Source organism: Aquabacterium humicola (assembly GCF_030167915.1).
GTDB classification, from domain to species: domain Bacteria; phylum Pseudomonadota; class Gammaproteobacteria; order Burkholderiales; family Burkholderiaceae_C; genus Pseudaquabacterium; species Pseudaquabacterium humicola.
On record NZ_JARGNB010000001.1, the window covers coordinates 1,054,302 to 1,080,025 of the forward strand.

Sequence of the window (25,724 nt, forward strand, 5' to 3'; positions counted from 1 at the left end):
ATGCTGGCGCGATGGCTTCCCCTTCGCCGCTCGACCACGCCGCGCCCCTGCCGCGCCTGACCCAGGCCGCGGCCGAGTCGATGCGCGAGATCACGATCGTCGACGAGTACGGCACGCAGCGGACCATCCACATCCCCGCCGAACGCCCGCTGACCCTCTTCGTCGACAAGCGCGAGCTGGTCACGCTGATGACGCTCGGCGCCTCGCCCGAGCTGCTGGTGCTGGGCTACCTGCTGAACCAGCGGCTGATCGGGGCGGCGGCGGAGGTCGAGTCGGTCACCGTCGACTGGGACGTCGCCGCCGCGGCGGTGAAGACGCATGCCGGCATCGCCGACGTCGAGGCCCGCACCGCGCGGCGCGTGGTGACCACCGGCTGCGGCCAGGGCACGGTGTTCGGCGACCTGATGGCGCAGCTCGGCGCCGTGCACCTGCCCGATGCGCAGTCCGCGCGCATCCGCCAGCGCACGCTGGTCGGCGTGCTGGAGTCGATGCGGCAGCAGGACAGCATCCACCGCCGCGCCGGCTCGGTGCACGGCTGCGCGCTCTTCGCCGGGACCCAGCTGCTGCACTTCGTCGAGGACGTCGGCCGCCACAACGCGATCGACACGATCGCCGGCTGGATGGCGATGCGGGGCATCCGCGGCGCCGACAAGCTGTTCTACACGACCGGCCGGCTGACCAGCGAGATGGTGATGAAGGCCGCGCACATGGGCGTGCCGATCATCGTGTCGCGCAACGGGGTGACGGCGATGGGCCATGCGCTCGCGACGCAGCTCGGCATGACGCTGTTCGGCCGCGCGGCGAACCGCCACTTCCTCTGCTACACGGGCTTCGAGCGATTCGAACCGGAACCCGAGACACCCGGCGCGGTGCGCGTGGTGGCGGGCTGAGCCCGCCCTACTGCATCGCCCAGCTGATGCCCACCACCAGCACGACCAGCAGCACGATGAACGGCCCCCACAGCGTGGTCACCTGCGCGGCGCCGCGCAGCGCGGGACTGCCCGCACCCAGCACGCCACGACGGCCGCTGCCGTTCTTCTCGCCGGGATAACGCCGGTAGCGCTGGGTGCGCTGCTCCCAGTCGGCGACGTCGAGGTAGGGGCGACGATGCGCGCTGTACACCTGCGCGCCGAGCCGGTCGGCCAGCACGAACATCGCGGCGACGAGCCGCGCGTTGGCATGGTGCGCCGAGATGTAGCCGTCGTGCCAGCTCAGCCCCCGGCGCTGGCTGCCCCGCAGCATCGCGCGCACGGGCCCGCCACCCTGCACGTGGTGTACTTCGAGTTCCGGCAAGGTGACCACCGCGTCGTGCCATTCGTCCGCCGTGATCGGGGTTTCGCGCCAGCCACTGCGCGCTACGTAGGCCCGAAGTCCCATGGATCCATTGCCCCCAACGACGGGGGTTTCCTTTTGTTACCGCACTGTGGCTTGGCGTGCAGGCAGCGTCAAGACAGCGGGCGACGCAAACCACGTCGCGCTCGCCATTGACGCGGACAATGCACGGCACAGGGCCGCCTGGACGAGCTTATCGGCGTGCCCGCAACGAACTGAAGACCGGGGATTCCCGCATGAAAGTGATTGCCGGCCTGATCGGCTGGCTGCTGCTGGTGGCCGTGCTGGCCTATGGCGCGCTCTGCCTGGCGATGGCCCTGATGCAGGACTCGCTGCTGTACTTCCCGACGCCGCCGTCCAAGCGCGCCTACGCCACGCTGCGGGTCGACGGCATCGAGCTGCGCTATGCCGAGCAGCCGCGCGGGGGCGAGCGGGCGCTGCTGTACCTCGGGGGCAATGCGGAGGACCCGTCCCTGGCGCTGGCCGGTTTCGCCGACGCGTTCCCCGGTCACGCGGTCTATGGCCTGCACTATCGGGGTTACGCCGGCAGCGAAGGCCTGCCCGGCGAAGACGCGCTGCATGCCGACGCGCGCGCGCTGTTCGATGCGCTGCGCCACCGTCACCCCCGGATCACGGTGGTCGGCCGCAGCCTGGGAACCGCGCTGGCGGTGCGCCTGGCCGCCGAGCGCGCGGTCGAACGGCTGGTGCTGATCACGCCCTACGACAGCATCGCCGCCGTCGCGGCGCGGCACTACCCCTGGCTGCCGGTGCGCTTCCTGCTGCGCGACCGCTACGAAGCCTGGCGCGATGCGCCGCGCGTGCGTGCACCGGCCTTGCTGCTGCTGGCCGGTGACGACACGCTGATCCCGCCGCAGCACGGCCATGCGCTGGCCGGTCACTTCGCCTCCGGCGTCGCCAAGGTGCGCGTGCTGCGCGGCACCGACCACAACAGCATCGGCGACGCGCCGGCCTACTGGCAGGCGCTGCGCGAGCTGCAGACGGCGCCGTGAGCGGCGTCCGGCCGCAAGCCGCGCTGCTGCTGCAAACGCTGACGCGCGGCGATGGCCTGCTCGGCCTGCGCCCCTGCGGCCCGGTGCTGCCGCCGGCGCGCACGCCGCTGTTCGGCGCGCGTGGCCCGCAGGTCACCGTCGCCCGGCTGAGGTGGTTCGAGCCCGGCACCCAGCGCGCAAGCGTTGCCCCGGCCGAGGCCGTCGTCGCCGACGCCGTCGCCCGCCTGCAGGCCACCGGCCTGCGCCGCCTGCCGGCCGACGCGCTGCAGTGGCGCGGCGCGGCACCCGAGGGCTTCGGTGAGCACGCGGTGCTGTGGTCGATGGTGCAGGAAGCGGCCTTCGGCGACTGGTGGGCCGAGCAGCTGCCGGCGCTGCAGCAGGCGGGCTGGGCGGTGGTGGTATGGCCCGGCTTCGCGCACCAGAGCACGCCGGTCGAGGCCTGGCGCCTGGTGCTGGAGCCGATCGACGGTGTCGAGACCACCGCCGGCCGCGCCGTCGCCGCGCCGCTGGCCGTGCCGCCGCCGCGGCTGAAGGGCCTGAAGCCCGAGGGCTCGTGGCTGCTGAGCCTGGGCGTGGTGGTCGACGGCGAGCTGCTGGACCTTGCGCCGATGCTGATCCGCCTGCTCGGCCAGGACCGGCGCTGGCTCGATGCCGCGCAGCTCGAGTCGATCGAGGACGCGGCGACCATCCGCCTGCGTGCACCCGGCGGGCGCCACATCGATGCGCCGGCGGCGCCGCTGAAGGCCATCCTGCGCACGATGCTCGACCTGCTGGGGCCGCGGCCACCGGTCGACGGCCGGCTGGTGCTGCAGCGCTGGGAAGCGCGCCGGCTCGAAGCGCTGCGCCTGCAACTGGCCGCACCCGGCTGGGCCCTGGCCGGCGACGAAGGACTGCGCCGGCTCGCCGCCGTGATGGCCGAGTCCGGTTCGCCGCGGCCGGTCGCGCCGCCCGCGGGGCTGGGCATCACGCTGCGCGGCTACCAGCGCGACGGCCTCGCGAGGCTGCAGCAGTGGCGTGCGCAGGGCGCCGGCGGCATCCTGGCCGACGACATGGGCCTGGGCAAGACCGCGCAGGCGCTCGCCCACCTGCTGCTGGAGCAGCAGGCCGGCCGCCTCGACCGGCCGGCGCTGGTGGTCGCACCGGCCTCGCTGCTGTTCAACTGGCAGGCCGAGTGCGCGCGGGTCGCGCCGGCGCTGAAGCTGCTGACCCTGCAAGGTGCCCAACGCATGAAGGACGCGGCCACGATCGAGCACCACGACGTCGTGCTGATCTCCTACCCGCTGCTGTGGCGCGATGCCGGCACGCTGCGCCGGCGCCGCTGGCACGTCGTGATCCTGGACGAGGCGCAGACGGTGAAGAACGCCGGCAGCCGCACGGCCACCGCCGCACGCCGCCTCGAGGCGCGCCACCGCCTGTGCCTGACCGGCACGCCGGTCGAGAACCACCTCGGCGAGCTGTGGGCGCAGTTCCACTTCCTGATGCCCGGCTTCCTCGGCGACGCGCGCAGCTTCGCGCGGCGCTGGCGCACGCCGATCGAGAAGAACGGCGAGACGCTGCGCGCACAGCTGCTGGCGCAGCGCATCGCGCCCTTCGTGCTGCGGCGGCGCAAGGACGAGGTCGCGCCCGAGCTGCCGCCGCTGACCGAGCAGCTGCACCGCGTGAAGCTCGACGGCGCGCAGCGGCTGCTGTACGAAAGCGTGCGCACCGCCGCCGACGAATCGCTGGAACGCCTGCTGCAGCGCATCGGCTTCGCGCATGCACGGCTGTCGATCCTCGACGCGCTGCTGAAGCTGCGCCAGGTGTGCAACGACCCGCGGCTGCTGCGCGGGCGGGCGGTTCCGGAAGGCGCCGGCAGCGCCAAGCTCGACTGGCTGCGGGCGATGCTGCCCTCGCTGGTCGAGGACGGCCGGCGCGTGCTGGTGTTCTCGCAGTTCACCCGCATGCTGGCGCTGATCCAGGCCGAGCTCGAAACGCTGCAGCTGCCCTGGCTGGCGCTGACCGGCGCGACACCGCCGGCCGAACGCGGCGAGATCGTCGGCCACTTCCAGTCCGGCACCGTGCCCTTGCTGCTGCTATCGCTCAAGGCGGGCGGCGTGGGTCTCAACCTGACCGCGGCCGACACGGTGATCCACGTCGACCCGTGGTGGAACCCGGCCGTCGAGGACCAGGCCAGCGCCCGCGCGCACCGCATCGGGCAGGACAAGCCGGTGCTGGTCTACAAGCTGATCGCCGCCGGCAGCATCGAGGAGCGCCTGCGCGCGCTGCAGTCGCGCAAGCGCGTGCTCGCCGACAGCGTGCTCGACGCCGACGCCGGGCCAACGCTGCCCTTCGACGAAGCCGAGCTGCGCACGCTGATGGCGCCGCTGGACGACGAGGAAACGGCGCGATGAGTGCGACATCGATCCGCACCGTGCTGCCGCTGGCCGTGCTGACCGGCTCGAGCATGCTGGCGATGGACCTCTTCCTGCCGGCGGTGCCGGCGCTGCAGCAGGCCCTGGGCATCGGCATCGACCAGGCCCAGGCAACGGTGGCGATCTTCCTCGGCGGCCTTGCGGCCTCGCAGCTGCTGTGGGGCGAGCTGCTGAACCGCATCGGCCCGCGCCGCTGCGTTCAGGCGGGCGTGGGCCTGCTGCTGCTGGCCAGCGTCGGCTGCGCGCTGGCGCCCGACATCACCTGGCTGCTGGCGATGCGGCTGCTGCAGGGCATCGCGGCCGGTGCAGCGACGGTGGTCGCGCCCAGCGTGGTGCGCGCGAGCCTCGCCGATGTCGACGCGGTGCGCGGCATGGCGACGATCGCGTCGATCGAGGCCATCGTGCCCGCCGCGGGTCCGGTGCTGGGCACCGCGCTGCTGGCCTGGACCGACTGGCGCGGCACCTTCTGGGTGCTGGCCGCGGCCTTCCTGGCCGTGCTGCCCTTCGTGGTGCGCATCGCGCCGGCCAGTCTGCCGGGCCTCGATCGCCGCGTGCCCGCGCGTTACGTGGACATCCTCGGCAACCGCCGCTACCTGCGCCTGGCGCTGTCGCATGCGCTGTGCATCGGCGCGCTGATCAGCTTCGTCGCCAGCGCGCCGCAGCTGCTGCCGCGGGTCTTCCTGCTGGGGACCTCGGCCTTCGCGGTGCTGCAGGTGTTCGGCGTCGGCGCGTTCATGCTGGCGGCCAGCCAGTCGGGGCGGGTCAGCCAGCGGCTGCAGCCCTTGCGGGCGGTGCGCTGGGGGGCCGCGGCGCACGTGCTGCTGTGTGCGGCGCTGCTGGTGGCCGCGCTGCTGCACGCCGTGAGCTTCGCCGGTCTGGTGGTCTTCTGGTGCGCCTACTGCGCGGTGATCGCGCTGCGCGGGCCGGCGGCCTTCAGCCTCGCGCTGCAGCTGCCGCCGGCGCAGATGGGTCGGGCGTCGGCGCTGATGGTGCTGGCGCTGCTGGCGGTCAGCGCGATCGCGACACAGGCGATCGCGCCCTTCGTCGGCGGCGCGTCGCTGGTGCCGGCGGCGACGATGCTGCTGCTGGTCAGCATCGCGAGCGCCGCGCTGGTGCCGCGCAGCGACCTGCCCTAACGCGCAATCGCCGCGCCGCGGGCCTCGAAGTGCTGGCGCAGGATCGAGCGGTGGCAGCGCGCTTCGTTCTCGCAGTAGCAGCCGACAGCGAAGTCGCTGGTGTGCGACAGCGCGGCCAGCGCATCCAGCAGGTGCGCGGTGTCGGGTTGCTTCAGCTGCGCGGTGAAGCGACGCGCGAAGGCTTTCCAATGCGCCTCGGTCTCCGCGGCCTGGCCGAGCTTCATCAGCTCGTCCTCGGGCGACAGCTGCGGCAGCCAGACGTCGTAGAAGTCGCGCTTAGCGAACTCGGCTTTCGGCACGCCGCGCGGCGGGCGGCGCACGGTGCCGATGCGCAGGCCTTCGCCGGCCGCGCGCGGGGTGCCGAGGCGAACGATGCTGAGGCTCATGCCGAAGTCTCCTGCTGCGACGTGATGCCGCCGCCATAACCGACGTCCGCCGGTGCGGCGCCGCCCGGCGTGAGCCGCACCGCGCAGTACTTGACCTCGGCGATCTTGCCGACCGGGTCGAGCGCGGCGTTGGTCAGCAGGTTGGCCGCGGCTTCGGCGAAAGCGAACGGAATGAACACGGTGCCCGGCGGCGTGCCGTCGTCGCGCCGCGCATGCAGCGTGACGCGGCCGCGGCGCGATTCCACCGTCAGCAGGCCGCCGGGCGCGACGCCCAGCCGCTGCAGATCGAGCCCGTGCAGGCTGGCCACCGGCAGCGGCTCGATCGCATCGAGCACGTCGGTACGGCGCGTCATGCTGCCGGTGTGCCAGTGCTCCAGCTGGCGGCCGGTGATCAGCACGAACGGGTACTGCTCGTCGGGCCGCTCGTCGGCCGGCACGATGTCCGCCGGCACGAGGTGGATGCGGCCGTCGTCGGTCGGCACGCGGTCGATGAAGACGATCGGATGGCCGGGGTCGTCCTCGGTCAGGCACGGGTAGGTCACGCTGTGCTCGCGCTCGAGGCGTTCCCAGGTGATGCCGGCGATCGCGCCGTGCATCGCCTGGCGCATCTCGTCGTAGACGGCGGCCACGCCCGCGTCCTCGCCCTCGTAGTGCCAGTGCAGGCCCATGCGCTGCGCGATCTGCTGCACGATCCACAGGTCCAGTCGTGCGTCGCCCGGCAGTGGCAGCGCCTTGCGGCCGAGCTGCACCATGCGGTCGGTGTTGGTCACGGTGCCGGTCTTCTCGGGCCAGCCGGATGCCGGCAGCACGACGTCGGCGAGCCACGCCGTCTCGGTCAGGAAGAGGTCCTGCACGACGAGGTGCTCGAGCGCCGCGAGGCCGGCGCGGGCATGGTTCAGGTCCGGGTCGCTCATCGCCGGGTTCTCGCCCAGGATGTACATGCCGCGCACCTTGTGCGGATCGCTGTCGTCGGCGAGCGCCTTGTGCAGGATCTCGACCACCGTGTAGCCGGGCGCGGCGTCGAGCGGCGTGCCCCAGAACTTCTCGAACCAGGCGTGCGCGCCGGCATCGTTCACACGCTGGTAGTTCGGGAACATCATCGGGATCAGGCCCGCGTCGCTGGCGCCCTGCACGTTGTTCTGGCCGCGCAGCGGATGCAGGCCGCTGCCCGGCTTGCCGATCTGCCCGGTCGCTGCCACCAGCGAGATCAGGCAGCGTGCGTTGTCGGTGCCATGCACATGCTGGCTGATGCCCATGCCCCACAGCACCATCGCCGCCTTCGCGGTGGCGAAGGCGCGCGCGACCTCGCGGATGGTCGCGGCCGGGATGCCGCACAGCGGTGCCATGCGCTCGGGCGAATAGTCTGCGACGTGAGCGGCCAGCGCCTCGTAGTTCTTGGTGCGCTCGCGGATGAAGGCCTGGTCGGCGAGCCCTTCGTCGATCACCGCATGGATCAGCGCGTTCAGCAGCGCGACATCCATGTCGGCCTTGAACTGCAGCGAGCGCCAGGCATGGCGCGACAGGTCGGTGCGGCGCGGATCGGCCAGCACGATGCGCGTGCCGCGCGCCGCGGCGTTCTTCATCCAGGTTGCGGCCACCGGGTGGTTCGACGTGGGGTTCGCGCCGATCACCAGGATCAGGTCGGCATGCTGCACGTCGCTGACCGGGTTGCTGACCGCCCCCGAGCCCACGCCTTCGAGCAGCGCCGCGACGCTGGAGGCATGGCACAGCCGCGTGCAGTGGTCGACGTTGTTGCTGCCGAAGCCGGTGCGCACCAGCTTCTGGAACAGATACGCCTCCTCGTTGCTGCCCTTGGCCGAGCCGAAGCCGGCGAGCGACTTCGGGCCGTGGGCGTCGCGCAGCCGCTTCAGGCCGCTGGCGGCCAAGTCCAGCGCTTCGTCCCAGCTCGCTTCGCGGAACACCTCGGACCATTGCTCGGGCTTGAGCCCGGTGATTTCCTTCGGCACGCCGGCCTTGCGGATCAGCGGTTTCGTCAGCCGCTGCCGGTGGTGCACGTAGTCGAAGCCGAAGCGGCCCTTGACGCACAGGCGCCCGCGATTGGCCGGGCCGTCGCGGCCCTGGACCGCGACGATGCGATCGTCCTTCACCTGGTAGGTGATCAGGCAGCCGACGCCGCAGTACGGGCACACCGAGTCGACCTCGCGGTCGACCGTGCGGTCGCCGATCAAGGTCTTCGCGCTCAAGGCGCCGGTCGGGCAGGCCTGCACACATTCGCCGCAGGCCACGCACGAGCTCGCGCCCATGCCGTCGGCCAGGTCGAAGACGATCGCCGCGTCGGCGCCGCGGTGCGCGACGCCGATCACGTCGTTGACCTGCACCTCGCGGCAGGCGCGCACGCAGCGCGTGCACTGGATGCAGGCATCGAGGTTGACGGCCATCGCCGGGTGGCTGACATCGGCCGGCGGCTGCGCGCGGCGCAGCGCGGTGAGCGCCGGACGCGGCGTCACGCCCAGGCGCGCAGCCCAGTCGCTCAGCTCGCCGTGCGGGCGCTGCGCATCGCCGTCGACCCACTGGTAGCCGTGCTCGGGCAGGTCGGCCAGCAGCAGTTCCAGCACCATCTTCTGGCTGCGCTGCACCCGCTCACTTTGCGTGTCGATGACCATGCCCGGCTGCACCGCGCGGCAGCACGAGGGCGCGAGCACGCGTTCGCCCTGCACCTCGACGACGCAGGACCGGCAGTTGCCGTCGGCGCGCAGGCCATCGGCGTAGCACAGGCGCGGGATCGGCACGCCGAGGCGGTCGGCGGCCTGCAGGATGGTCTCGTCCGGCTGCGCTTCGCAAGCGACGCCGTCGAGCGTGAAGTTCACGGTGTCCATCACTTCACCTCGTCAGGGAAGTGCCGCTGCACGCAGCGCACGACGTTCGGCGCCGCCTGGCCGAGGCCGCAGATCGACGCATCGATCATCACCGCCGACAGGTCGTCCAGCGTCGCCTGGTCCCATTGCGCCGCTTCCATCAGCTGCGCGGCCTTCTGCGTGCCGACGCGGCACGGCGTGCACTGGCCGCAGCTCTCGTCGGCGAAGAAGCGCATCGCGTTCAGCGCCGCATCGCGTGCACGATCGGCCTGCGACAGCACCGTCACCGCGGCCGAGCCGATGAAGCACCCGTGCGGCTGCAGCGTGTCGAAGTCCAGCGGCACGTCGGCCAGGGTGGCCGGCAGGATGCCGCCCGACGCGCCGCCCGGCAGGTAGCCGTAGAGCACATGGCCCTCGGCCATGCCGCCGCAGTATTCGTCCACCAGCTCGCTCAGCGTGATGCCCGCCGGCGCCAGCTTCAGCCCCGGCTCGCGCACGCGGCCGCTGACCGAGAACGAGCGCAGCCCCGTGCGCCCATGCCGGCCGAAAGACGTGTACCAGGCGGCCCCCCGCTCGACGATGTCGCGCACCCAGTACAGCGTCTCGAAGTTGTGCTCCAGCGTCGGGCGCCCGAAGAGGCCGACCTCGGCGATGTACGGCGGCCGCAGCCGCGGTTCGCCGCGCCGGCCCTCGATGCTCTCGATCATCGCGGACTCCTCGCCGCAGATGTAGGCGCCGGCGCCGCGGCGCAGTTCGAATCGCGGCAGCGGGCAGGGCGGGTCGGCCTGCAGCTGCGCGAGCTCGGCTTCGAGCAGCGCGCGGCAGCCGGCGTACTCGTCGCGCAGGTACAGGTACACGGCCTCGATGCCGACCACCGCGGCGGCGATCAGCACGCCTTCGAGGAAGCGGTGCGGATCGCGCTCGAGGTAGGTGCGGTCCTTGAAGGTGCCGGGCTCGCCTTCGTCGATGTTCACCGCCATCAGCCGCGGCGCCGGGTAGCCGCGCACGATGCGCCACTTGCGGCCGGCCGGGAAGCCCGCGCCGCCGAGACCGCGCAGGCCGGCGTGGTCGAGCGCGTCGATGACCGCGTCGCCAGGCCGCTCACCTTGCGCGATGGCCGCCGCGGTGCGGTAGCCGCCACGCGAACGGTAGGCCGCGTAGCCGACATGGCCCGGCGTGATGCCGTGCTGCGGCGGCGTGATCGCGCAGGGGGCCATCGCAGCCGGATCGAAATCCGCCTCGGCGTCCGGGCCGGGGTCGTGGCTGAAGCCGCCGCCGGCCAGCGCGGCCTGCACGGCGGCCACGTCGGCTCGCGGCAGCGGCCGCTGGCCGACCACCGCGACCGGCGCCTGCTCGCAGCGGCCGACGCAGGGCACGTGGCCGACGCGCACGTCGGCCGGGGCGATGGCTTCGACCCCCGCCTGCAGCGCGGCCGCACCCGCCATCGTGCAGGCCAGGCCATCGCACACCCGCACCAGGGCCCGCGGCGCCGGCACGTCGTCGGCGGCCACCTCGAAGTGGTGATAGAAGCTCGCAACCTCGTAGACCTCGACCACAGACAGGCGCATCTCGGCGGCCAGCGCGACGAGGTGGCGCTCGTAGATCAGGCCGTAGCGGTCGTTGAGTGCGTGCAGCAGCTCGATCAGGCGGTCGCGCGCCTGGGGGCCCGCGCCGACCAGCGCACGCACGTCGGCGAGGGCCTGCTCATCGGGCTGGCGGCCTTTCAGGCGGCCGGGGCCGCGGCGGCGGCCGGGCGACGGATCTTCGGAAGCGGCATCGGCGCGGGTCATGTCGGTGTGCGGGCGAACCTTGGCTGGAGCCGGATCATTGTGCCGCCCACCTATCATGGCCGCCCTCGACAACGATCAAGCCGCACGATGCCCACGAAGCGCCCTGCCCTCGCCCTGATCGCCCTGGTCGCCACGGGCGCGCTGACCGCCGCCGGCGCCTCGGCCCAGACCGTCACCACGCCCGCCGCCGCACCGGCCGCCGCGGCCAGCCCGGACGCCGACGAAGCGCGCAAGCTGCACGCCTTGTTCGACGCCCACTGGGAAGCGTCGGCGCGCGATTTCCCGGAGTGGGCCACCTTTCGCGGCGACCAGCGCTTCAACGACCGCTGGACCGACAACCGCCCGGCCGCCCGCGACGCCCGCGACCGCGCCACGCGCGAGCGGCTGCAGCAGCTGCGCGGCATCGATCGCTCGAAGCTCGGCGCCACCGACCAGGTGTCGCTGGACATGGCGCTCGAACGCGCCGAGCGCGACGTCAGGCACCAGGCCTTCGCCGGCTTCCGATCGATGACGATCGGTGCGATGCGCGGCGTGCACACCGCGCTGGCCGAGGTGCTGCGCTTCAACCCGAGCGGCACGAAGGCGCAGGTCGAGATGATGCTGGCCCGCCTGGCCGCGGCGCCGGCCTTCCTCGACCAGGAGATCCTGAACCTGCGCGAAGGCATGCGGCTGGGTTGGGTGCCGTCGAAGCCGGTGCTGCAGCGTGCGCTGGTGGCGCTGGACGGCCTGCTGGTCGCGCCCGAGGCGAGCCCGATCTTCGACCCTTTCAAGACGCTGGGGTCGGCCATTCCGCCCGACGAGCAGCGCCAGCTGCGCGAGCGCGCGCTGAAGTCGATCGCGACCGAAGCGCAGCCCGCACTGCGCCGGTTGCGCGAGTTCATCGCCGGCCCGTACATGGCGGCGGCGCCGGCCGAGGGCGCGCTGTCCGGTTATCCCGGCGGCGCCGAGGTCTACGCGGCGCTGGTGCAGGAGCACACGACCACCACGATGACGCCGGACCAGATCCACCAGATGGGGCTGGATCTCGTCGCCCAGCTGCGGCGGCAGATGGAAGAAGTGATGCGCGGGAGCGGCTACACCGGCACCTGGGACAACTTCATCAAGTACCTCAACACCGACCCGAAGTTCTTCCACGCCAGCCCGGAGGCGATGCTGGCCGGCTACCGCGAGATCGCCAAGCGCATCGATCCGGAGCTGCCCAAGCTCTTTGCCGAACTGCCGCGCATGCCCTACGGCATCCGCGCGATACCGGCGTACCTGGGCCCCGGCGCCGCGGCCACCTACGTGCGCGGCACCGCCGACGGCCTGCGCCCCGGCTGGTTCAACGCCAATACCCAGGCCTACAAGGCGCATCCGATCTGGACGATGGAAACCCTGGTCGCCCACGAGGCCGTGCCCGGCCACCACCTGCAGGGCGCCCGCGCCGTCGAGCAGAAGGACCTGCCGGCCTTCCGCCGCGGCGCGTTCTACACCGCCTACGGCGAAGGCTGGGCGCTGTATGCCGAGACGCTGGGGCCGGAGCTCGGCCTGTACGCCGACCCCTACAGCCGCTTCGGCCACCTGCAGGCGCAGATGTTCCGGGCGGCGCGGCTGGTGGTCGATACCGGCCTGCATGCCAAGGGGTGGACGCGTGAGCGGGCGCTCGCCTACATGATCGAGCAGACCGCCAAGGACGGCGAGTCGATGGCCGCCGAAGTCGACCGCTACCTGTCGAACCCGGGCCAGGCGCTGGCCTACATGGTGGGGCAGCAGCGCATCCTGGCGCTGCGGCAGAAAGCGCAACAGACGCTGGGGAACCGCTTCGACATCCGCCAGTTCCACCAGGTGATCCTCGACCAGGGGCCGATGCCGCTGGACGTGCTGGAGCGTCAGGTCGACGCCTGGATCGCCCGGGTGAACGCGACCCCGGGCGCGCCTGGCCGGTGAGGTCGACCGCGCGGACGGCCGATAAAGATTGGCAATGACACTTATCTGTTCAATCAAACCACGCAATGCTGCGCCGCAGCTAAAGTCTGGCTCGTTGTGACCCCTCTACCCACTACAAGGAGCCGGAACATGTCCCTCATCAACACCCAGATCAAGCCCTTCAAGGCAACCGCGTACCACGCCGGCAAGTTCGTCGACCTGACCGAAGCGAGCCTGAAGGGCAAGTGGTCGGTGGTCTTCTTCTACCCGGCCGACTTCACCTTCGTCTGCCCGACCGAGCTCGGCGACCTGGCCGACCACTACGACACCTTCAAGTCGCTGGGCGTGGAGATCTACGGCGTGTCGACCGACACCCACTTCACCCACAAGGCCTGGCACGACACGTCGGACACGATCAAGAAGATCAAGTACCCGCTGGTCGGCGACCCCACCGGCACGCTGACGCGCAACTTCGGCGTGATGATCGAGGAAGAAGGCCTCGCGCTGCGCGGCACCTTCGTGATCAACCCCGAAGGCCAGATCAAGCTGATGGAAGTGCACGACAACGGCATCGGCCGCGACGCCTCGGAGCTGCTGCGCAAGGTGCAGGCGGCCCAGTACGTGGCGAGCCACCCGGGCGAAGTCTGCCCCGCCAAGTGGACGCCGGGCGCCGAGACCCTCGCGCCGTCGCTGGACCTGGTCGGCAAGATCTGACCTTCCCACCCCCGTAGCGGCCTGGCGGCCGTTGCCCCCTCGGGCCTTCGCCCTCTCCCCCTCAAGGGGGCACCACCAGCGGCCCGGCGGAGCCGGTTCCGCGGTGGTCGCTTGACGAAGCCCTGACACCTGCGCTGCGCGCAGGTGCCGGGCTGACTTTCGCCTTCGCACGGAGATTCGCCATGCTGGACACCGCCCTGAAGACGCAACTGAAGGCCTACCTCGAGAAGCTGCAGCGCCCGATCGAGCTGGTCGCCGCGCTCGACGACACGCCGAAGTCGCAGGAACTGCGCGCGCTGCTGGTCGACATCGCCGGGCTGTCGGCCAAGGTGAGCCTGGTCGAACGCACCGACGCGGGCCAGCGCACGCCGTCGTTCTCGATCGGCCTGCCCGGCGAGCCGGCGCGCATCCGCTTCGCCGGCATCCCGATGGGCCATGAATTCACGTCGCTGGTGCTCGCGCTGCTGCAGACCGGCGGCCACCCGGCGAAGGTCGAGGCGGCGCTGATCGAGCAGATCCGCGCGCTCGATCCGGCGCAGGACCTGGTCTTCGAGACCACCATGTCGCTGTCGTGCCAGAACTGCCCGGACGTCGTGCAGGCGCTGAACCTGATGGCGGTGCTGAACCCACGCGTGCGCCACACGACGATCGACGGCGCACTGTTCCAGGCCGAAGTCGAAGCGCGCCAGATCATGGCGGTGCCGACCGTGCACTTGAACGGCGCCGTCTTCGGCCAGGGCCGCATGGGCCTGGAGGAGATCGTCGCGAAGCTGGACACCGGTGCCGCGCAGCGCGACGCCGCGCGCCTGCATGCCAAGCCGGTGTTCGACATGCTGATCGTCGGCGGCGGCCCGGCCGGCGCCGCGGCCGCGGTGTACGCGGCGCGCAAGGGCATCCGCACCGGCGTGGTCGCCGACCGCTTCGGCGGCCAGACGCTGGACACGCTGGGCATCGAGAACTTCATCTCGGTCAAGGAAACCGAAGGGCCGAAGTTCGCGGTCGCGCTGGAGCAGCACGTGCGCGAGTACGAGGTCGACGTGATGAACGCGCAGCGCGCCGAACGCCTGCTGCCGGCCGACGAACCGGGCGCGCCGATCGGCGTGCAGCTGGCCAACGGCGCGACCTTGCGGGCGCGCAGCATCGTGATCTCCACCGGCGCGCGCTGGCGCGAGGTGGGCGTGCCCGGCGAACGCGAGTACCGCAACCGCGGCGTCGCCTACTGCCCGCACTGCGACGGCCCGCTGTTCAAGGGCCAGCGTGTCGCGGTGATCGGCGGCGGCAACTCGGGCGTCGAGGCGGCGATCGATCTCGCGGGCCTCGCGCGCGAGGTCACGCTGCTGGAGTTCGCGCCGCAGCTGCGTGCCGACGCGGTGTTGGTGAAGAAGCTCGAGAGCCTGCCGAACGTGCGCGTGGTCGTGAACGCGCAGACCACCGAGATCACCGGCGCGGCCGGCAAGGTCAACGGCCTGCGCTACCGGGACCGCACCGTCGGCGCGGAACACGAGATCCCGCTCGAAGGCATCTTCGTGCAGATCGGCCTGCAGCCGAACACCGAGTGGCTCAAGGGCACGCTCGCGCTCAGCAAGCACGGCGAGATCATCGTCGACGCCCGCGGCGCGACCAGCCTGCCCGGCGTGTTCGCGGCCGGCGACGTCACCACGGTGCCGTTCAAGCAGATCATCATCGCCGCCGGCGATGGCGCGAAAGCCGCGCTCGGCGCCTTCGACCACCTGATCCGCACGCCGGAGCCGGTGCTCGCTGCCGCGTAGATCGAGTGTTACTGCGTCGCGGTGATGCCGCCGTCCAGGTACAGCACCTGGCCGGTGACGAAGGCCGCGCCGGGGCTGCAGAGAAACACCGCCGCGCCGGCCACGTCGGCCGGCTCGGCGATCCGCCCGAGCGGGATGCGGGCGGTGATCTGCTCGCGCGTCGCCGGGTTGTCGAGCCAGTGGCGGGCCATCTCCGTGCGCACGACCGTCGGCGCGAGGCCGTTGACGCGGATGCCGTGCGGCGCCAGCTCGGCCGCATGCTGGCGCACCAGCATCTGCAGGCCGCCCTTGCTGCTGCAGTAGGCCGAGTAACCGCGCCCGCGCAGGCCCAGCTGCGCCCGCACCGACAGCAGCTGCAATTGCGCGCCGCCCCGGCCACCGGCGATCTGCGCTTTCGCCGCCGCCTGCGCGAGGAACATCGCCGCCTTCAGGTTCAGCTGCAGCACTTCGTCGTACGCCGCTTCGGTCACGTCGAGCAGCGGCTCCTCGCGCTGGATGCCGATGCAGTTGACGAGGACGTCCAGCGGTCCGGCGGCGGCCACGCCGTCGCGGATCGAGGCCACCGAATGGGCATCGATCACCGTGATCGCGGCCTCGTGGCCCGCGGCGCGCAGCCGCTCGGCGACAGCGGCCGCCTTCGTCTCGTCGCGCCCGCCCACCACCACGCCGGCGCCGGCGATCGCCAGCGCCCAGGCGATCGCCTCGCCGATGCCGCCGGTCGCGCCGGCGACCAGTGCGCGCTGTCCGCGCAGGTCGAACAGCCCGCGCAGGCTGGCGGAATCGAGCGGCGGCGTGAGGCTCGTCATGGGCTCAAGTGTCCAGCACGCTCTTCTTGCCGAACAGCCCGCGTGAACGCCAGGTGACGATGGCGATGAAGAGCAGGTACATGCTCATCAGCGACCACTCCGACGCGTAGGCGCCGGTCAGGCCGACGACCAGCCCCACCATCAGTCCGGCGATCACCGCGCCCCACAGCGAACCGACGCCGCCGAGCACGATGATCAGGAAGGCCGGCACCACCGCATCGACCCCCACCTGGGGCCGGATGCCCCAGATCGGCGCCATCACCACGCCGGCCAGCGCCGCCAGGGCGACGCCGAGCGCAAACACCAGCATGCGCAAGCGCGAGAGGTTGATGCCCAGCGCGCGCACCATCTCGCTGTCGTGCGCGCCGGCCTTGATGATCGCGCCATAGGGCGTGAACTCGAGGAACAGCCACAGCAGCACGATCATCGCCAGCGCGAAGCCGGTGGCGAAGAAGCGGTAGCGCGCGTAGATCAGGTCGCCGATCAGGACGGCGCCATTGAGTGCCTCCGGCAGCGGCAACTGCTTCTCGGTGGCGCCCCAGCCCAGGCGGATCAGCTCCTCGATCACCAGCGCGGCACCGAAGGTCAGCAGCAGGCCGTAGAGCGGATCGCGGCCGTAGGTGCGGCGCAGGCACAGCTCGAGCAGCAGCCCGAAGGTGCCGACGAACACCGGCGCCAGCGCCAATGCCAGCGCGTAGCGCAGCTCGACCGGCAGGCCGCGGTACCACTGCTGCAGCTCGGGGAACCAGCCGAGCTGCGGCGCAATCACGAACAGCGCCGCGTACATGCCGAGCGCGAACAGCGAGCCGTGCGCGAGGTTGATCGTCTCCATCACGCCGACGATCAGCATGAAGCCGAGCGCGATCAGCGCGAACAGCAGGCCGAGCGACAGCCCGTTCAGCAGGTGCGGCAGCAGCTGAGCCATGCGGGAAGGATCAGACCTCGTAACTCGGCGTGGCCTCGTAGCTCTCCAGCTTGCACGCCGCCGCCGCGTCCTTGTCCTGCACCTCCTTCGGATCGACCTGCGCGAGGATCTTGAAGATGTCGTCCTTCTCCGCCGGCGCGTCGTTGTAGCTGGCCATGTAGATCGTCTGCTGGCACTGGTGCGTGGCCGGGTCGATCCACGCATCGAAGTGCTGCAGCCGGTCGGCCGCGGCCATCTTGCGGCCCTCAAGCTTCTTGATGACGGCCAGGTTGTTCGTCGTGCCGGCCTCCTCGACGCAGCGCAGCAGCTCGCGCGTGGCCATGTAGGCGTTGTGATAGACGTTGCCCGGCACGCGGATCGCCATGCCCGGGTACTGCTTCTGGTACGCGGCGACGAACTCCTTCACGCCGGGCAGGTTCAGCCGGTAGTACCAGGTGGTGCCGAAGACACCGAAGATCGCCTCCGGCCCCAGGCCGTAGACGTCGGGCCAGTCCTGCTGGTTGTTGATCCACGCGGCGGCCTGGTGCATCTTCAGCTGCACCACCTGCTGGCGCAGCGCCTTGATGTCGTCGCCGCCGACCGCGGTGGCCACCACCTGCGGCTTCAGCTGCTGCAGCTTCAGCAGGTAGGGCGAGAAGTCGCGCGTGTTCTGCGGCACCAGCAGTTCGTCGATCACCTTGCCGCCATTGGCCTCGATCACCGCGCGCGTGGCCTTCGAGGTGTTGTGGCCCCACACGTAGTCGTTGGTCAGCAGCACCCAGTTCTTGCCGCTGGTCTTCATCGCGTTCTTGACGATGGCCTGCGAGAAGTTGCTGCCGTTGCCGTCCCAGACGAACTTGACGCGGTGGCAGTCCTTGCCGGCCTCGGTCGGCGAGCTGGAGTTGGTGTTGAGGAACACCGTGCCGTACTTCTGCGCCACCTGCGAGATCGCATTGGCGACGCCCGAGTGCACCGCGCCGATCAGGAACGCGGCCTCGTTGCGCGTGATCATGCGTTCGGCCACGCGCGAGCCGGTGGCCGGCGTGGTCTCGGTGTCCATGTGCAGCGCCTCGATGCGCCGGCCGAGCACGCCGCCTTTGTCGTTGAACTCCTTGATGGCCATCATCGCGCCCAGCCGCTCCTCGCCGCCGGAGGCCGCGTACTGGCCCGATGCGTCCATCGTCAGCCCGATCACCAGCGGCTTTTTCTGCCCGGCCTGGGCCCACGCATGGTTGTGCTTCCACGGGCCGTAGAACGGCGCGACGCCGTAGAGCCCCGCGCCCAGCAGCGCCAGGCCCGATTGCCGCAGCAGCGCGCGGCGGTTCGGATGCTCGAGTTCGCTCATGTTGATCTCCTCGGGGGTCAGGCGCGCGGCACGATGCGCACGTCGTTGAGCTGCTCCTGCGCTTCGAACAGCGAGGCGATCAGGCGTCCGCCTAGCCCCAAGTTCGTCGCCTGCACCAGCGCCTGGTGCGCGGCGGTGCCGATCGGTGCGGCCACCGGCAGCGTCTCGGCCAGGTGCGCGAAGTAGCGCAGGTCCTTCTGCGCATTGCCGATGCCGAAGCGGAAGCCGTCGACCGCGCCCTCCTTCAGCATGCGCGTGGCCATCATCTGGAAGATGCCGCAGTTGACGCCGCCGACCGACACCACGTCGTAGAGCCGGTTCAGGTCGAGCCCGGCCTTCGCGGCGACGGCGAAGGCCTCCGCGATCGCACAGGCGAAGCTCATCGCCATCATGTTGTTGACGAGCTTGAGCACATGGCCGTGGCCCGGCGGGCCGACGTGAAAGATGTTTTCGCAGAACGCGCGCAGCACCGGCTCGATGGCTTCGAAGTCGGCGGCTTCGGCCCCGACCATCGTGTTCAGGCGGCCCTCCTCGGCCTCCTTCGGCGTGCGCGCGAGCGGTGCGTCGATCAGGACCGCGCCGCGTGTCGCGAGCTCGGCGCGCAGCTGGGTCGTCGAGGCCGGCTCGGCGGTCGAGCAGTCGACGATGCGCAGCCCCGACCGCGCGCCTTCGAGCAGGCCCTGGCGGCCGCGCACCACCTCCTCGACCTGCGGCGAGCCGGTGACGCAGACCAGCACCACGTCGCAGTCGCGCGCCAGTGCCGCGTGGCTGTCAACCTCGACCGCGCCGGCGGCGGTCAGCTCGTCGATGCGCTCGCGGCTGCGGTGCGCCTTGAACTTCAGCGAGAAGCCCTTGGCGAGCAGGTTGCGCGCGATGCCATGGCCCATCATGCCGAGGCCGACCAGGCCGATGCGTTGGGCTGCAGTCGTCATGCGACGCTCCTTTCAGGGGCGGGGTGCCGGGCGGCATCCCAGTGAGAGATCAGCCGTGCGTAGCGGCGTGCGACGTCGTCGACCACCGCGTCGTCGGACATCTCGTCCGCGAACCAGGCGCGGGCTGCCGGCCCGAACACCGAGCGGCCGATCGCGAAGCCGCGGCACAGCGCATGCGGCGCGGCCTCGTGGAACTGGCGGGCGAGCGCGGCCTCGTCGGCCTCGTTGCCGAGCAGCAGCACGCCGCGGCAGAACGGATCGCGTTGACCGATCAGGTCGACGATCGCGCTCCACGCGGCGGCCGATGGCGCCGGCAGCTTCCACCAATCCGGGCGCAGGCCGGCGTCGTAGAGCTGCGCCAGCGAGGCCACGGTGGTGAGCGCGTCCACCACGCTGTCGCGCGGCGCCATCACCTCCAGCAGCCAGGCGCGGCCCTCGGCGATGCAGACCCGCTGCAGCGCCGCCAACCGCTCGACCTGCTGCGCCCGCAGCGCGGCATCGTCGTCCGGATGGTGCAGCAGCAGGCACTTCGCGACCTGCCCGGTGGGCCACTGCCGCAGCTCGAGCGCGAGGTCGGGCGCCTCGAAACGCAAGGGCCGCGATCCCGGCTGTTCGACAGCCCGCGCGATCCACCAGCCGCGCCGGTGCAGCGCCGGCAACAGCGCTTCCCCATAACCGCTGTCGACGATCAGGCCGGCGCCCGGCCGCTGCACCGCCACCTGCTGCGCGGCAGCATCGACCAGGCGCTTGAAGTGACGGATGCGCCGGGCCGCCGCGTCGCCACTGCCCGCCAGCCGTTCCAGCTGTGCGCGGTGATCGATCGCCAGCACCAGCAGCTCGGGCGGATCGGCGCGGCGCGTGGTCGCGCGGTGCACGTGTTCGAGCTGTTCATCCTCGCGCAGCCGCGGCGTCGTGACGCCGTGCGTGAGGAAGTGCTGCAGCTCGGTCCAGCTGGGCATCGCCGGCGCGCAGCCGTGGCGCGAGACGACCAGCGCGCCGCAGGCATTGCCCCAGCGGCTGCTGCGCTCCAGCGGCTCGCCGACCAGCCAGCCGCGCAGGAAACCGGCCATGAACGCGTCGCCCGCGCCGAGCACGTTGAAGACCTCGATCGGGAAGCCCGCGTCTTGCAGGCCGTCGTCGATGCCGCCGGGGATCGCGCCGTCGAAGACGACACAGCCCGCGGCGCCGCGCTTCATCACAAGCGTGGCGTCGGTCAGCGCGCGCAGGCGGCGCAGCGCGTCGATCGTTGTCGTGCTGCCACCGGCGATGTGGATCTCTTCCTCGGTGCCGACGACCAGGTCGCACTGCGGCACGACCGCCTGCAGCACCGCGCTGACCTCGGCGCTCTCGACGTAGCGCTGCTCGCCCAGGCCCGGCGCGGTCAGGTTCCACAGCACCGGCCGGTAGTCGATGTCCAGCACGATGCGCGTGCCGGCCGCGCGCGCCGCGGCGATGGCCGCGTCGCAGGCCGCGCGTGTGCCGGGCTGCGACAGGTGCGTGCCGGAGACCAGCAGCGCGCCGGCGTCGGCAATGACCGCGGGATCGATGTCGCCGGCGCACAAGCCCATGTCCGCGCAGTTTGCGCGGTAGAAGATCAGCGGAAAGGTGTCGCGGTCCTGGATGCCGAGGAAGACCAGCGCGGTCAGCCGGGCCGGATCGGTGCGCACCTGGCTGACGTCCACCCCTTCGGCGGCCAGCGATTCGCGCACGAAGCGGCCGTTGTGCTCGTCGCCGACGCGGGTGAGCATCGCGGCCCGAAGCCCCAGGCGCGCCAGGCCCACCGCGGTGTTCGCCGGCGAGCCGCCGAGGTACTTGCTGAAGCTGCGCATGTCCTCGAGGCGACCGCCGACCTGGTCGCCGTAGAGGTCGACCGCGGCACGGCCGAGGCAGATCAGGTCGAAGCGACGACTCATGAGACCCGCCTCGTCGTCCCGCGCGGCTTCGCCGCCTTCGCCGCCGCCAGCTCCGCCAGCCGGTGCCCGGTTCCGACCACCAGCGCCTGCGCGAGGCACAGCGGCGCGACAAGCGAGCGGAAGGGCCGCGACGAGTCGTCGGCGATCTCGAAGCACACCTCGGCCTGCGCCTGCAGCGGCGACAGCGGCGCATCGGTCAGTGCGATCACCGGCACGCGGCGCTCGCGGCAGGCCTGCGCGGCCTCGAGCACCTCGGGCGAATAGGGCCGGAAGCTGGCGACGATCAGCAGGTCGTTCTTGCCGATCAGCCGCAGGCCGTCGCGCAGCATGCCGCCGACGCCGTCGAGCAGCTGCGCGCGCAACTCCAGCCGGCCGAGCGCGTAGGCCAGGTAGCAGGCCACCGGGAACGCGCGCCGCTGGGCGAGCACGTGGATGCGCTCGGCCTGGGCGATGCGCCGGACCGCCGCCTGCAGGTCGGCGGCGTGGATGCCCTCTTCCAACTGCCCGAGGTCGGCCACCGCATCGCCGACCAGCTCGTGCAGCACGCCGCCAGGCGTGCCCCGGCCATTGACCGGCGTGCGCCGCAGCTGCGCGATGCGGTCGCGGTAGCTGCCGCCGGAGCGTTCAACGAGGTGGCCGCGGAAGACCTGCTGCATCTCCGAGAAGCCGCGGTAGCCCAGCGCATTGGCGAAACGCACCATCGCCGAGGGCTGCACCTCGTTGGCCTCGGCCAGCGCCGCCACCGTGCCCAGCGCCAGCTCGTGCGGCTTCTCCAGCGCGTAGCGCGCGATGCGCTGCTGCTGCTTCGACAGCGTCGGGAACGCGGCGGCGATCACGCCCTTCAGTTCCTCGTAGCTTGCGGCCGGGGTCATCTCGGGAAAGTCCTCGTTCGGATCAGAACGACATCAGAACAAACGTTCTTGCATGTGGAATGATGAGAACGTACATTCCAATCACGGCCTTGTCCAGTCTTGTTGCGAAAGGGTTTTCCAGCATGCGCCGATCGAGCGGTCCCGCGAGCCTGTTGCCGTGGCCCATGCTGCTCACGCTCGGCCTGCTGCTGTCGACACCGCTGTGGCTCAAGCAGGTCGGCCTGTACCAGTACCTGGCGCTCGAGGTCGCGATCTGGATGCTGTTCGCGCTCGGGCACAACCTGCTGCTGGGCATCAGCGGCCTGCCCTCCTTCGGCCACGGCGCCTACTTCGGCATCGGCGCCTATGCCTTCGGCCTGCTGCAGCAGCGCCTGGTCGCCAACCTGTGGCTGGACCTGGCCGGCGCAGTGCTCGCCGCGGCGATGGCAGGCGCCCTGGTCGCCCTCTTCATCTCGCACCGGCGCGGCATCTACTACGCGCTGCTGACCATCGCCTTCGGCCAGGTGGCGTGGTTCATCGCGATCAAGTGGCACTCGGTCACCGGCGGCGAGGACGGGCTGCTGAACATCCGGCGCCTGCCGATCGAGCTGGGCTTCGCGACGCTGCCGCTGCACAGCAACGAGGCGCTGTTCTTCTTCTGCCTCGGCGTGCTGGCGATCGTGATGGCGGCGCTGTGGCGCCTGCTGCATTCGCCCTTCGGCCATGTGCTGTCGGCCATCCGCCAGAACGAGCTGCGCGCGGCCTTCATCGGCCACCACGTCTGGCTGTGCAAGGCACTCGTATTCACGCTGTCGGCGGCAATCGCCGGCCTTGCCGGTGCGCTGTTCGCGATGGCCCAGCAATCGGCCTATCCGAACGTGATGAGCCTGCACAACTCGGGCTTCGTCGTGATGATGGTGCTGATCGGCGGCGGGCTCGTCAGCTTCTGGGGGCCGCTGGCAGGCGCGGCCTTCTTCATCCTCGCGCGCGACCTGCTGGGCGCCTACACCGAGACCTGGCTGCTGTGGTACGGCCTGGTCTTCATCGCGATGGTGCTGGTGAAGCCGGAGGGGCTAGCGGGGCTGTGGCAGGACGGGGCCGCATGGTGGCAGCGGCGACGCGGGCTGCCATCGGCGCGCATCGAGCACCGGGAGGCTTGACGTGAGGACACGCTGCGCGACGGCGGCTGACGGCCTGTTGCGGACGTTCGCCGTCGCGTGCGGAGGTCTGCACAAGATCAGGCCGACGGGGCGCTCTGTTCCGCTCATGTCCCCCGGGCCGGGCTGCGTAGATACGCCCCGGGTGGTGCTCGGCCGGCCCTCCTCCTTGACTTCGCTCCACAGAGCGCCCCGCCGTCCTGATCCGCACCGCCCTGGCAAGGGATCGCACGCCACGGTGTCGCATGAGCCAAGGGCGCTGGGTGCCCGGCGTAGCGAAGTCAAGGAGGAGGGCCGGCCGGGATCCAGCCTGAGGCGTATCAGCGGCGCACGGCCCGGGGGACATGAGCGGAGCCGGGCACCCAGTGGCCTTGGCGCGCTCGGTGACCGCATGCATGACTTCAACGGACCGCCAGCGGCCGGTCCCCACGGCGGCGCGGAATGAACATGCCCCTCTTCGAAGCCAAGGGCCTCGCCAAGCGCTTTGGCGACCAGGTCGTGCTGCAGAACGTCTCGCTGCGGGTCGACGAGGGCCAGCTGGCCGGCATCATGGGTCCGAACGGCGCCGGCAAGACGACGACTTTCCACCTGCTGACCGGCCGCTACAAGCCCGACCGCGGCCGCGTGCATTTCGCCGGCGAGGACATCACCGGGCTGGCGCCGCGCGAGATCGCGCGCAAGGGCATCGCGCGGTCGTTCCAGGCGATGAACCTGTTCGACGCCGACAGTGCGCTCGACAACGTGCTGGTCGCGCTGCCGGCGGTGCGCGCGCGCGGCTTCGATGCGTGGCGCGATCTCGGGCGCGACGGCGCGGCGCAGGACGCGGCGGCCGCGGTGCTGGCGCGCGTGGGGCTGAAGGGCAAGGAACACGTGAGCGCGAAGCGCCTGTCCTACGGCGACCGGCGGGCGCTGGAGATCGGCGTCGCGCTGGCCGCGGCGCCGCGGCTGCTGTTCCTCGACGAGCCGACCGCCGGCCTCGGGGCCGACGGCACGGCACGCCTCATCGAGCTGATCCAGGAGTTGAAGCGCCGGCTGACCATCGTGGTCATCGAGCACGACATGCGCTTCCTGTTCGGCCTGGCCGACCGCATCACGGTGATCCACTGGGGCCAGGTGATCGCCGAAGGCACGCCCGATGCGCTGCGCAGCAACGAGTGGGTGCGGCGCTCGAACCTGGGGGCCTTGCAGTGAGCGGCGATCCGATGCTGGCCGTCGACCGCATCGACACCTTCTACGGCGAGACGCAGGTGCTGTTCGGTGTGTCGCTGCAGGTGCGCGCCGGCGAGGTGCTGGCACTGCTGGGGGCCAGCGGCGCCGGCAAGACGACGACCTTGCGATCGATCCTCGGCCTGACGCCGCCGCGGCGCGGTGCGATCCGGTTCGACGGCCGCGACATCAGCCGCGCGCCGACGCATGCCATCGCGCGCGCCGGCATCGGCTGGGTTCCGGACGACCGCCGCATCTTCCCGACGCTGACCGTCGCGCGCAACCTGGCCATCGCGCGCAAGGCCACGCGCTTCAAGCGCTGGACCCTGGCCGACTGCTTCGGCCTCTTCAGCGCGCTGGAGCACCTGATGCCACGTGAATGCGAGAACCTGTCAGGCGGCGAGATGCAGATGGTGGCGATCTCGCGCGCGCTGCTCGGTGCGCCGGGCCTGGTGCTGTTCGACGAACCGAGCCAGGGCCTCGCGCCGAAGGTGGTGCAGGACGTGATGGCGATCATCGGCCGTCTGAAGCATGAAGGCGTCGCGGCGATCGTCGTCGAGCAGAACGTGTCGAGCGCCCTGGCGGTGGCCGACCGCATCTGCGTGATGAGCAGCGGCCGCATCGTGCACGACGGGCCGGCGGACGTGCTGCGCGGCGATGCGGCACTGCGCCGGCAGCTGCTGGGAGTCTAGGCCATGAAGGACGCGGCCATGCCGTCACCGACAGACACCCCGCTGTTGCAGGTCGACGGACTCGCGCGCCACTACCGCCGCGGCCTGCCGCTCGCGCGGCGCACGACCTTCTCGCTGGCCGCCGATTTCCGCATCGACGCGCCGGCCGTGATCGGCGTGCTGGGGCCGAACGGCTCGGGCAAGACGACGCTCTTCGAGCTCATCACCGGCAGCAACCGGCCCGACGCCGGGCGCGTGCTGGTGCGCGGCCAGGACATCCACGCGGTGCGCACCCGCGAACGCGACCGGCTGGCCATCCACTACCACCAGTCCTACCAGCTGCGGCGCTTCCGCCGCCGCCGGCCCGACTGGATGCTGGCGCCGGCCCGGTCGGACGCGCCCTGGGTGCACCTCTTCGACGAGCCGCAGTTCAATACGCAGGACGGCTACATCGGCTTCATGCTCGACTTCTTCCGCCGCCTGCGCGGCGAGGGCCGGCTGGTGCTGCTGTGCCTGCACCCGAACGAACCCTTCCACGTGCAGATCCTGCGCGAGATCTGCGAGGGCTTCCTGTTCGTGCAGACCGGCAGCGTGACGCGCCTGCCGGACTTCGAAACGCTGGCGGCCGAGCCGCGCGTGCGGCAATACTTGGGCGCGCTGGCGCCGTGAG

The 25,724-nt window shown here is 71.4% G+C and carries 21 protein-coding genes; 11 read left to right on the top strand and 10 right to left on the bottom strand.

Going from position 1 to position 25,724, the window contains the following annotated elements:
* Nucleotides 1-11 precede the first annotated feature (11 nt).
* A complete protein-coding gene (locus P1K89_RS04660; RefSeq protein WP_284615199.1) occupies nt 12-890 on the top strand; it encodes a formate dehydrogenase accessory sulfurtransferase FdhD in 879 nt (292 codons plus the stop codon).
* 7 nt (nt 891-897) lie between these two features.
* On the opposite strand, the gene P1K89_RS04665 is transcribed toward P1K89_RS04660, so the two are convergent.
* Complete coding sequence (locus P1K89_RS04665) at nt 898-1,377, bottom strand: hypothetical protein (RefSeq protein WP_284615200.1); 480 nt, start codon at nt 1,375-1,377, stop codon at nt 898-900.
* Between the two features lie 191 nt (nt 1,378-1,568).
* Between P1K89_RS04665 and P1K89_RS04670 the strand changes: the two genes are divergently transcribed.
* From P1K89_RS04670 to P1K89_RS04680, 3 genes are read left to right on the top strand one after another with little or no spacing between them, the layout of a single operon-like run.
* A complete protein-coding gene (locus P1K89_RS04670) occupies nt 1,569-2,342 on the top strand; it encodes an alpha/beta hydrolase (protein ID WP_284615201.1) in 774 nt (257 codons plus the stop codon).
* Nucleotides 2,339-4,732: a DEAD/DEAH box helicase gene (locus tag P1K89_RS04675; RefSeq protein ID WP_350080178.1), complete on the top strand. Its 2,394-nt coding sequence runs from the start codon at nt 2,339-2,341 to the stop codon at nt 4,730-4,732. The genes P1K89_RS04670 and P1K89_RS04675 overlap by 4 nt, the downstream gene beginning before the upstream one ends.
* A complete protein-coding gene (locus P1K89_RS04680) occupies nt 4,729-5,889 on the top strand; it encodes an MFS transporter (RefSeq protein WP_284615202.1) in 1,161 nt (386 codons plus the stop codon). Before P1K89_RS04675 ends, P1K89_RS04680 begins: the two co-directional genes overlap by 4 nt.
* On the opposite strand, the gene P1K89_RS04685 is transcribed toward P1K89_RS04680, so the two are convergent.
* From P1K89_RS04685 to P1K89_RS04695, 3 genes are read right to left on the bottom strand one after another with little or no spacing between them, the layout of a single operon-like run.
* Complete coding sequence (locus P1K89_RS04685; protein WP_284615203.1) at nt 5,886-6,275, bottom strand: DUF488 domain-containing protein; 390 nt, start codon at nt 6,273-6,275, stop codon at nt 5,886-5,888. The two genes, P1K89_RS04680 and P1K89_RS04685, sit on opposite strands and share 4 nt — an antisense overlap.
* Nucleotides 6,272-9,112 carry a formate dehydrogenase subunit alpha gene (gene fdhF, locus P1K89_RS04690; protein WP_284615204.1) on the bottom strand — a complete coding sequence of 947 codons (2,841 nt, stop codon included), beginning with the start codon at nt 9,110-9,112 and terminating at the stop codon, nt 6,272-6,274. Before fdhF ends, P1K89_RS04685 begins: the two co-directional genes overlap by 4 nt.
* Complete coding sequence (locus tag P1K89_RS04695; RefSeq protein WP_284615205.1) at nt 9,112-10,881, bottom strand: NADH-ubiquinone oxidoreductase-F iron-sulfur binding region domain-containing protein; 1,770 nt, start codon at nt 10,879-10,881, stop codon at nt 9,112-9,114. The genes fdhF and P1K89_RS04695 overlap by 1 nt, the downstream gene beginning before the upstream one ends.
* A gap of 87 nt (nt 10,882-10,968) precedes the next feature.
* On the opposite strand from P1K89_RS04695, the gene P1K89_RS04700 reads away from it, so the two are divergent.
* From P1K89_RS04700 to ahpF, 3 genes are all read left to right on the top strand, one after another.
* Nucleotides 10,969-12,807, top strand: coding sequence for a DUF885 domain-containing protein (locus P1K89_RS04700; protein ID WP_284615206.1), 1,839 nt, complete (start codon nt 10,969-10,971; stop codon nt 12,805-12,807).
* A gap of 129 nt (nt 12,808-12,936) precedes the next feature.
* Nucleotides 12,937-13,500 (top strand): alkyl hydroperoxide reductase subunit C, encoded by a 564-nt coding sequence (gene ahpC, locus P1K89_RS04705; RefSeq protein ID WP_284615207.1) that lies wholly within the window; start codon nt 12,937-12,939, stop codon nt 13,498-13,500.
* A gap of 182 nt (nt 13,501-13,682) precedes the next feature.
* Complete coding sequence (ahpF, locus tag P1K89_RS04710) at nt 13,683-15,269, top strand: alkyl hydroperoxide reductase subunit F (protein WP_284615208.1); 1,587 nt, start codon at nt 13,683-13,685, stop codon at nt 15,267-15,269.
* Between the two features lie 8 nt (nt 15,270-15,277).
* Here the strand turns inward: ahpF and P1K89_RS04715 are convergent, their stop codons facing one another.
* The 6 genes from P1K89_RS04715 to P1K89_RS04740 are packed head-to-tail and all read right to left on the bottom strand — an operon-like array spanning nt 15,278 to nt 22,041.
* Nucleotides 15,278-16,075, bottom strand: coding sequence for an SDR family NAD(P)-dependent oxidoreductase (locus P1K89_RS04715; protein WP_284615209.1), 798 nt, complete (start codon nt 16,073-16,075; stop codon nt 15,278-15,280).
* A 4-nt stretch (nt 16,076-16,079) separates the two neighbouring features.
* The gene (locus P1K89_RS04720) at nt 16,080-17,000 is read right to left on the bottom strand and encodes a branched-chain amino acid ABC transporter permease (RefSeq protein WP_284615210.1); all 921 of its coding nucleotides are present in this window, start codon (nt 16,998-17,000) and stop codon (nt 16,080-16,082) included.
* 10 nt (nt 17,001-17,010) lie between these two features.
* Entirely contained in the window at nt 17,011-18,324 is a 1,314-nt protein-coding gene (locus P1K89_RS04725; protein WP_284615211.1) for an ABC transporter substrate-binding protein, read from the bottom strand.
* 17 nt (nt 18,325-18,341) lie between these two features.
* Entirely contained in the window at nt 18,342-19,256 is a 915-nt protein-coding gene (locus tag P1K89_RS04730; RefSeq protein ID WP_284615212.1) for an NAD(P)-dependent oxidoreductase, read from the bottom strand.
* Nucleotides 19,253-21,169, bottom strand: a complete 1,917-nt coding sequence (locus P1K89_RS04735; protein WP_284615213.1) for a bifunctional 5-dehydro-2-deoxygluconokinase/5-dehydro-2-deoxyphosphogluconate aldolase — start codon at nt 21,167-21,169, stop codon at nt 19,253-19,255. Before P1K89_RS04735 ends, P1K89_RS04730 begins: the two co-directional genes overlap by 4 nt.
* Nucleotides 21,166-22,041 carry a MurR/RpiR family transcriptional regulator gene (locus tag P1K89_RS04740; protein WP_284615214.1) on the bottom strand — a complete coding sequence of 292 codons (876 nt, stop codon included), beginning with the start codon at nt 22,039-22,041 and terminating at the stop codon, nt 21,166-21,168. The genes P1K89_RS04735 and P1K89_RS04740 overlap by 4 nt, the downstream gene beginning before the upstream one ends.
* Nucleotides 22,042-22,205: 164 nt before the next feature.
* Here P1K89_RS04740 and P1K89_RS04745 point away from each other — a divergent pair, with 164 nt between their 5' ends.
* The 4 genes from P1K89_RS04745 (at nt 22,206) to P1K89_RS04760 (ending at nt 25,723) form a co-directional block, all read left to right on the top strand.
* Nucleotides 22,206-23,180: a branched-chain amino acid ABC transporter permease gene (locus P1K89_RS04745; RefSeq protein WP_284615215.1), complete on the top strand. Its 975-nt coding sequence runs from the start codon at nt 22,206-22,208 to the stop codon at nt 23,178-23,180.
* 438 nt (nt 23,181-23,618) lie between these two features.
* Nucleotides 23,619-24,368 carry an ABC transporter ATP-binding protein gene (locus P1K89_RS04750; RefSeq protein WP_284615216.1) on the top strand — a complete coding sequence of 250 codons (750 nt, stop codon included), beginning with the start codon at nt 23,619-23,621 and terminating at the stop codon, nt 24,366-24,368.
* Nucleotides 24,365-25,075: an ABC transporter ATP-binding protein gene (locus P1K89_RS04755; RefSeq protein ID WP_284615217.1), complete on the top strand. Its 711-nt coding sequence runs from the start codon at nt 24,365-24,367 to the stop codon at nt 25,073-25,075. Before P1K89_RS04750 ends, P1K89_RS04755 begins: the two co-directional genes overlap by 4 nt.
* 18 nt (nt 25,076-25,093) lie before the next feature.
* Nucleotides 25,094-25,723: an ATP-binding cassette domain-containing protein gene (locus P1K89_RS04760; protein WP_284615218.1), complete on the top strand. Its 630-nt coding sequence runs from the start codon at nt 25,094-25,096 to the stop codon at nt 25,721-25,723.
* Nucleotide 25,724 lies beyond the last annotated feature (1 nt).

What these genes read in the sequence shown, in the direction of transcription:
- P1K89_RS04660 (WP_284615199.1), top strand. Translation starts at nt 12, where the DNA reads ATGGCTTCCCCTTCGCCGCTCGACCACGCCGCGCCCCTGCCGCGCCTG.
- P1K89_RS04665 (WP_284615200.1), bottom strand. Translation starts at nt 1,377, where the DNA reads ATGGGACTTCGGGCCTACGTAGCGCGCAGTGGCTGGCGCGAAACCCCG.
- P1K89_RS04670 (WP_284615201.1), top strand. Translation starts at nt 1,569, where the DNA reads ATGAAAGTGATTGCCGGCCTGATCGGCTGGCTGCTGCTGGTGGCCGTG.
- P1K89_RS04680 (WP_284615202.1), top strand. Translation starts at nt 4,729, where the DNA reads ATGAGTGCGACATCGATCCGCACCGTGCTGCCGCTGGCCGTGCTGACC.
- P1K89_RS04685 (WP_284615203.1), bottom strand. Translation starts at nt 6,275, where the DNA reads ATGAGCCTCAGCATCGTTCGCCTCGGCACCCCGCGCGCGGCCGGCGAA.
- fdhF (WP_284615204.1), bottom strand. Translation starts at nt 9,112, where the DNA reads ATGGACACCGTGAACTTCACGCTCGACGGCGTCGCTTGCGAAGCGCAG.
- P1K89_RS04695 (WP_284615205.1), bottom strand. Translation starts at nt 10,881, where the DNA reads ATGACCCGCGCCGATGCCGCTTCCGAAGATCCGTCGCCCGGCCGCCGC.
- P1K89_RS04700 (WP_284615206.1), top strand. Translation starts at nt 10,969, where the DNA reads ATGCCCACGAAGCGCCCTGCCCTCGCCCTGATCGCCCTGGTCGCCACG.
- ahpC (WP_284615207.1), top strand. Translation starts at nt 12,937, where the DNA reads ATGTCCCTCATCAACACCCAGATCAAGCCCTTCAAGGCAACCGCGTAC.
- ahpF (WP_284615208.1), top strand. Translation starts at nt 13,683, where the DNA reads ATGCTGGACACCGCCCTGAAGACGCAACTGAAGGCCTACCTCGAGAAG.
- P1K89_RS04715 (WP_284615209.1), bottom strand. Translation starts at nt 16,075, where the DNA reads ATGACGAGCCTCACGCCGCCGCTCGATTCCGCCAGCCTGCGCGGGCTG.
- P1K89_RS04720 (WP_284615210.1), bottom strand. Translation starts at nt 17,000, where the DNA reads ATGGCTCAGCTGCTGCCGCACCTGCTGAACGGGCTGTCGCTCGGCCTG.
- P1K89_RS04725 (WP_284615211.1), bottom strand. Translation starts at nt 18,324, where the DNA reads ATGAGCGAACTCGAGCATCCGAACCGCCGCGCGCTGCTGCGGCAATCG.
- P1K89_RS04730 (WP_284615212.1), bottom strand. Translation starts at nt 19,256, where the DNA reads ATGACGACTGCAGCCCAACGCATCGGCCTGGTCGGCCTCGGCATGATG.
- P1K89_RS04735 (WP_284615213.1), bottom strand. Translation starts at nt 21,169, where the DNA reads ATGAGTCGTCGCTTCGACCTGATCTGCCTCGGCCGTGCCGCGGTCGAC.
- P1K89_RS04740 (WP_284615214.1), bottom strand. Translation starts at nt 22,041, where the DNA reads ATGACCCCGGCCGCAAGCTACGAGGAACTGAAGGGCGTGATCGCCGCC.
- P1K89_RS04745 (WP_284615215.1), top strand. Translation starts at nt 22,206, where the DNA reads ATGCTGCTCACGCTCGGCCTGCTGCTGTCGACACCGCTGTGGCTCAAG.
- P1K89_RS04750 (WP_284615216.1), top strand. Translation starts at nt 23,619, where the DNA reads ATGAACATGCCCCTCTTCGAAGCCAAGGGCCTCGCCAAGCGCTTTGGC.
- P1K89_RS04760 (WP_284615218.1), top strand. Translation starts at nt 25,094, where the DNA reads ATGCCGTCACCGACAGACACCCCGCTGTTGCAGGTCGACGGACTCGCG.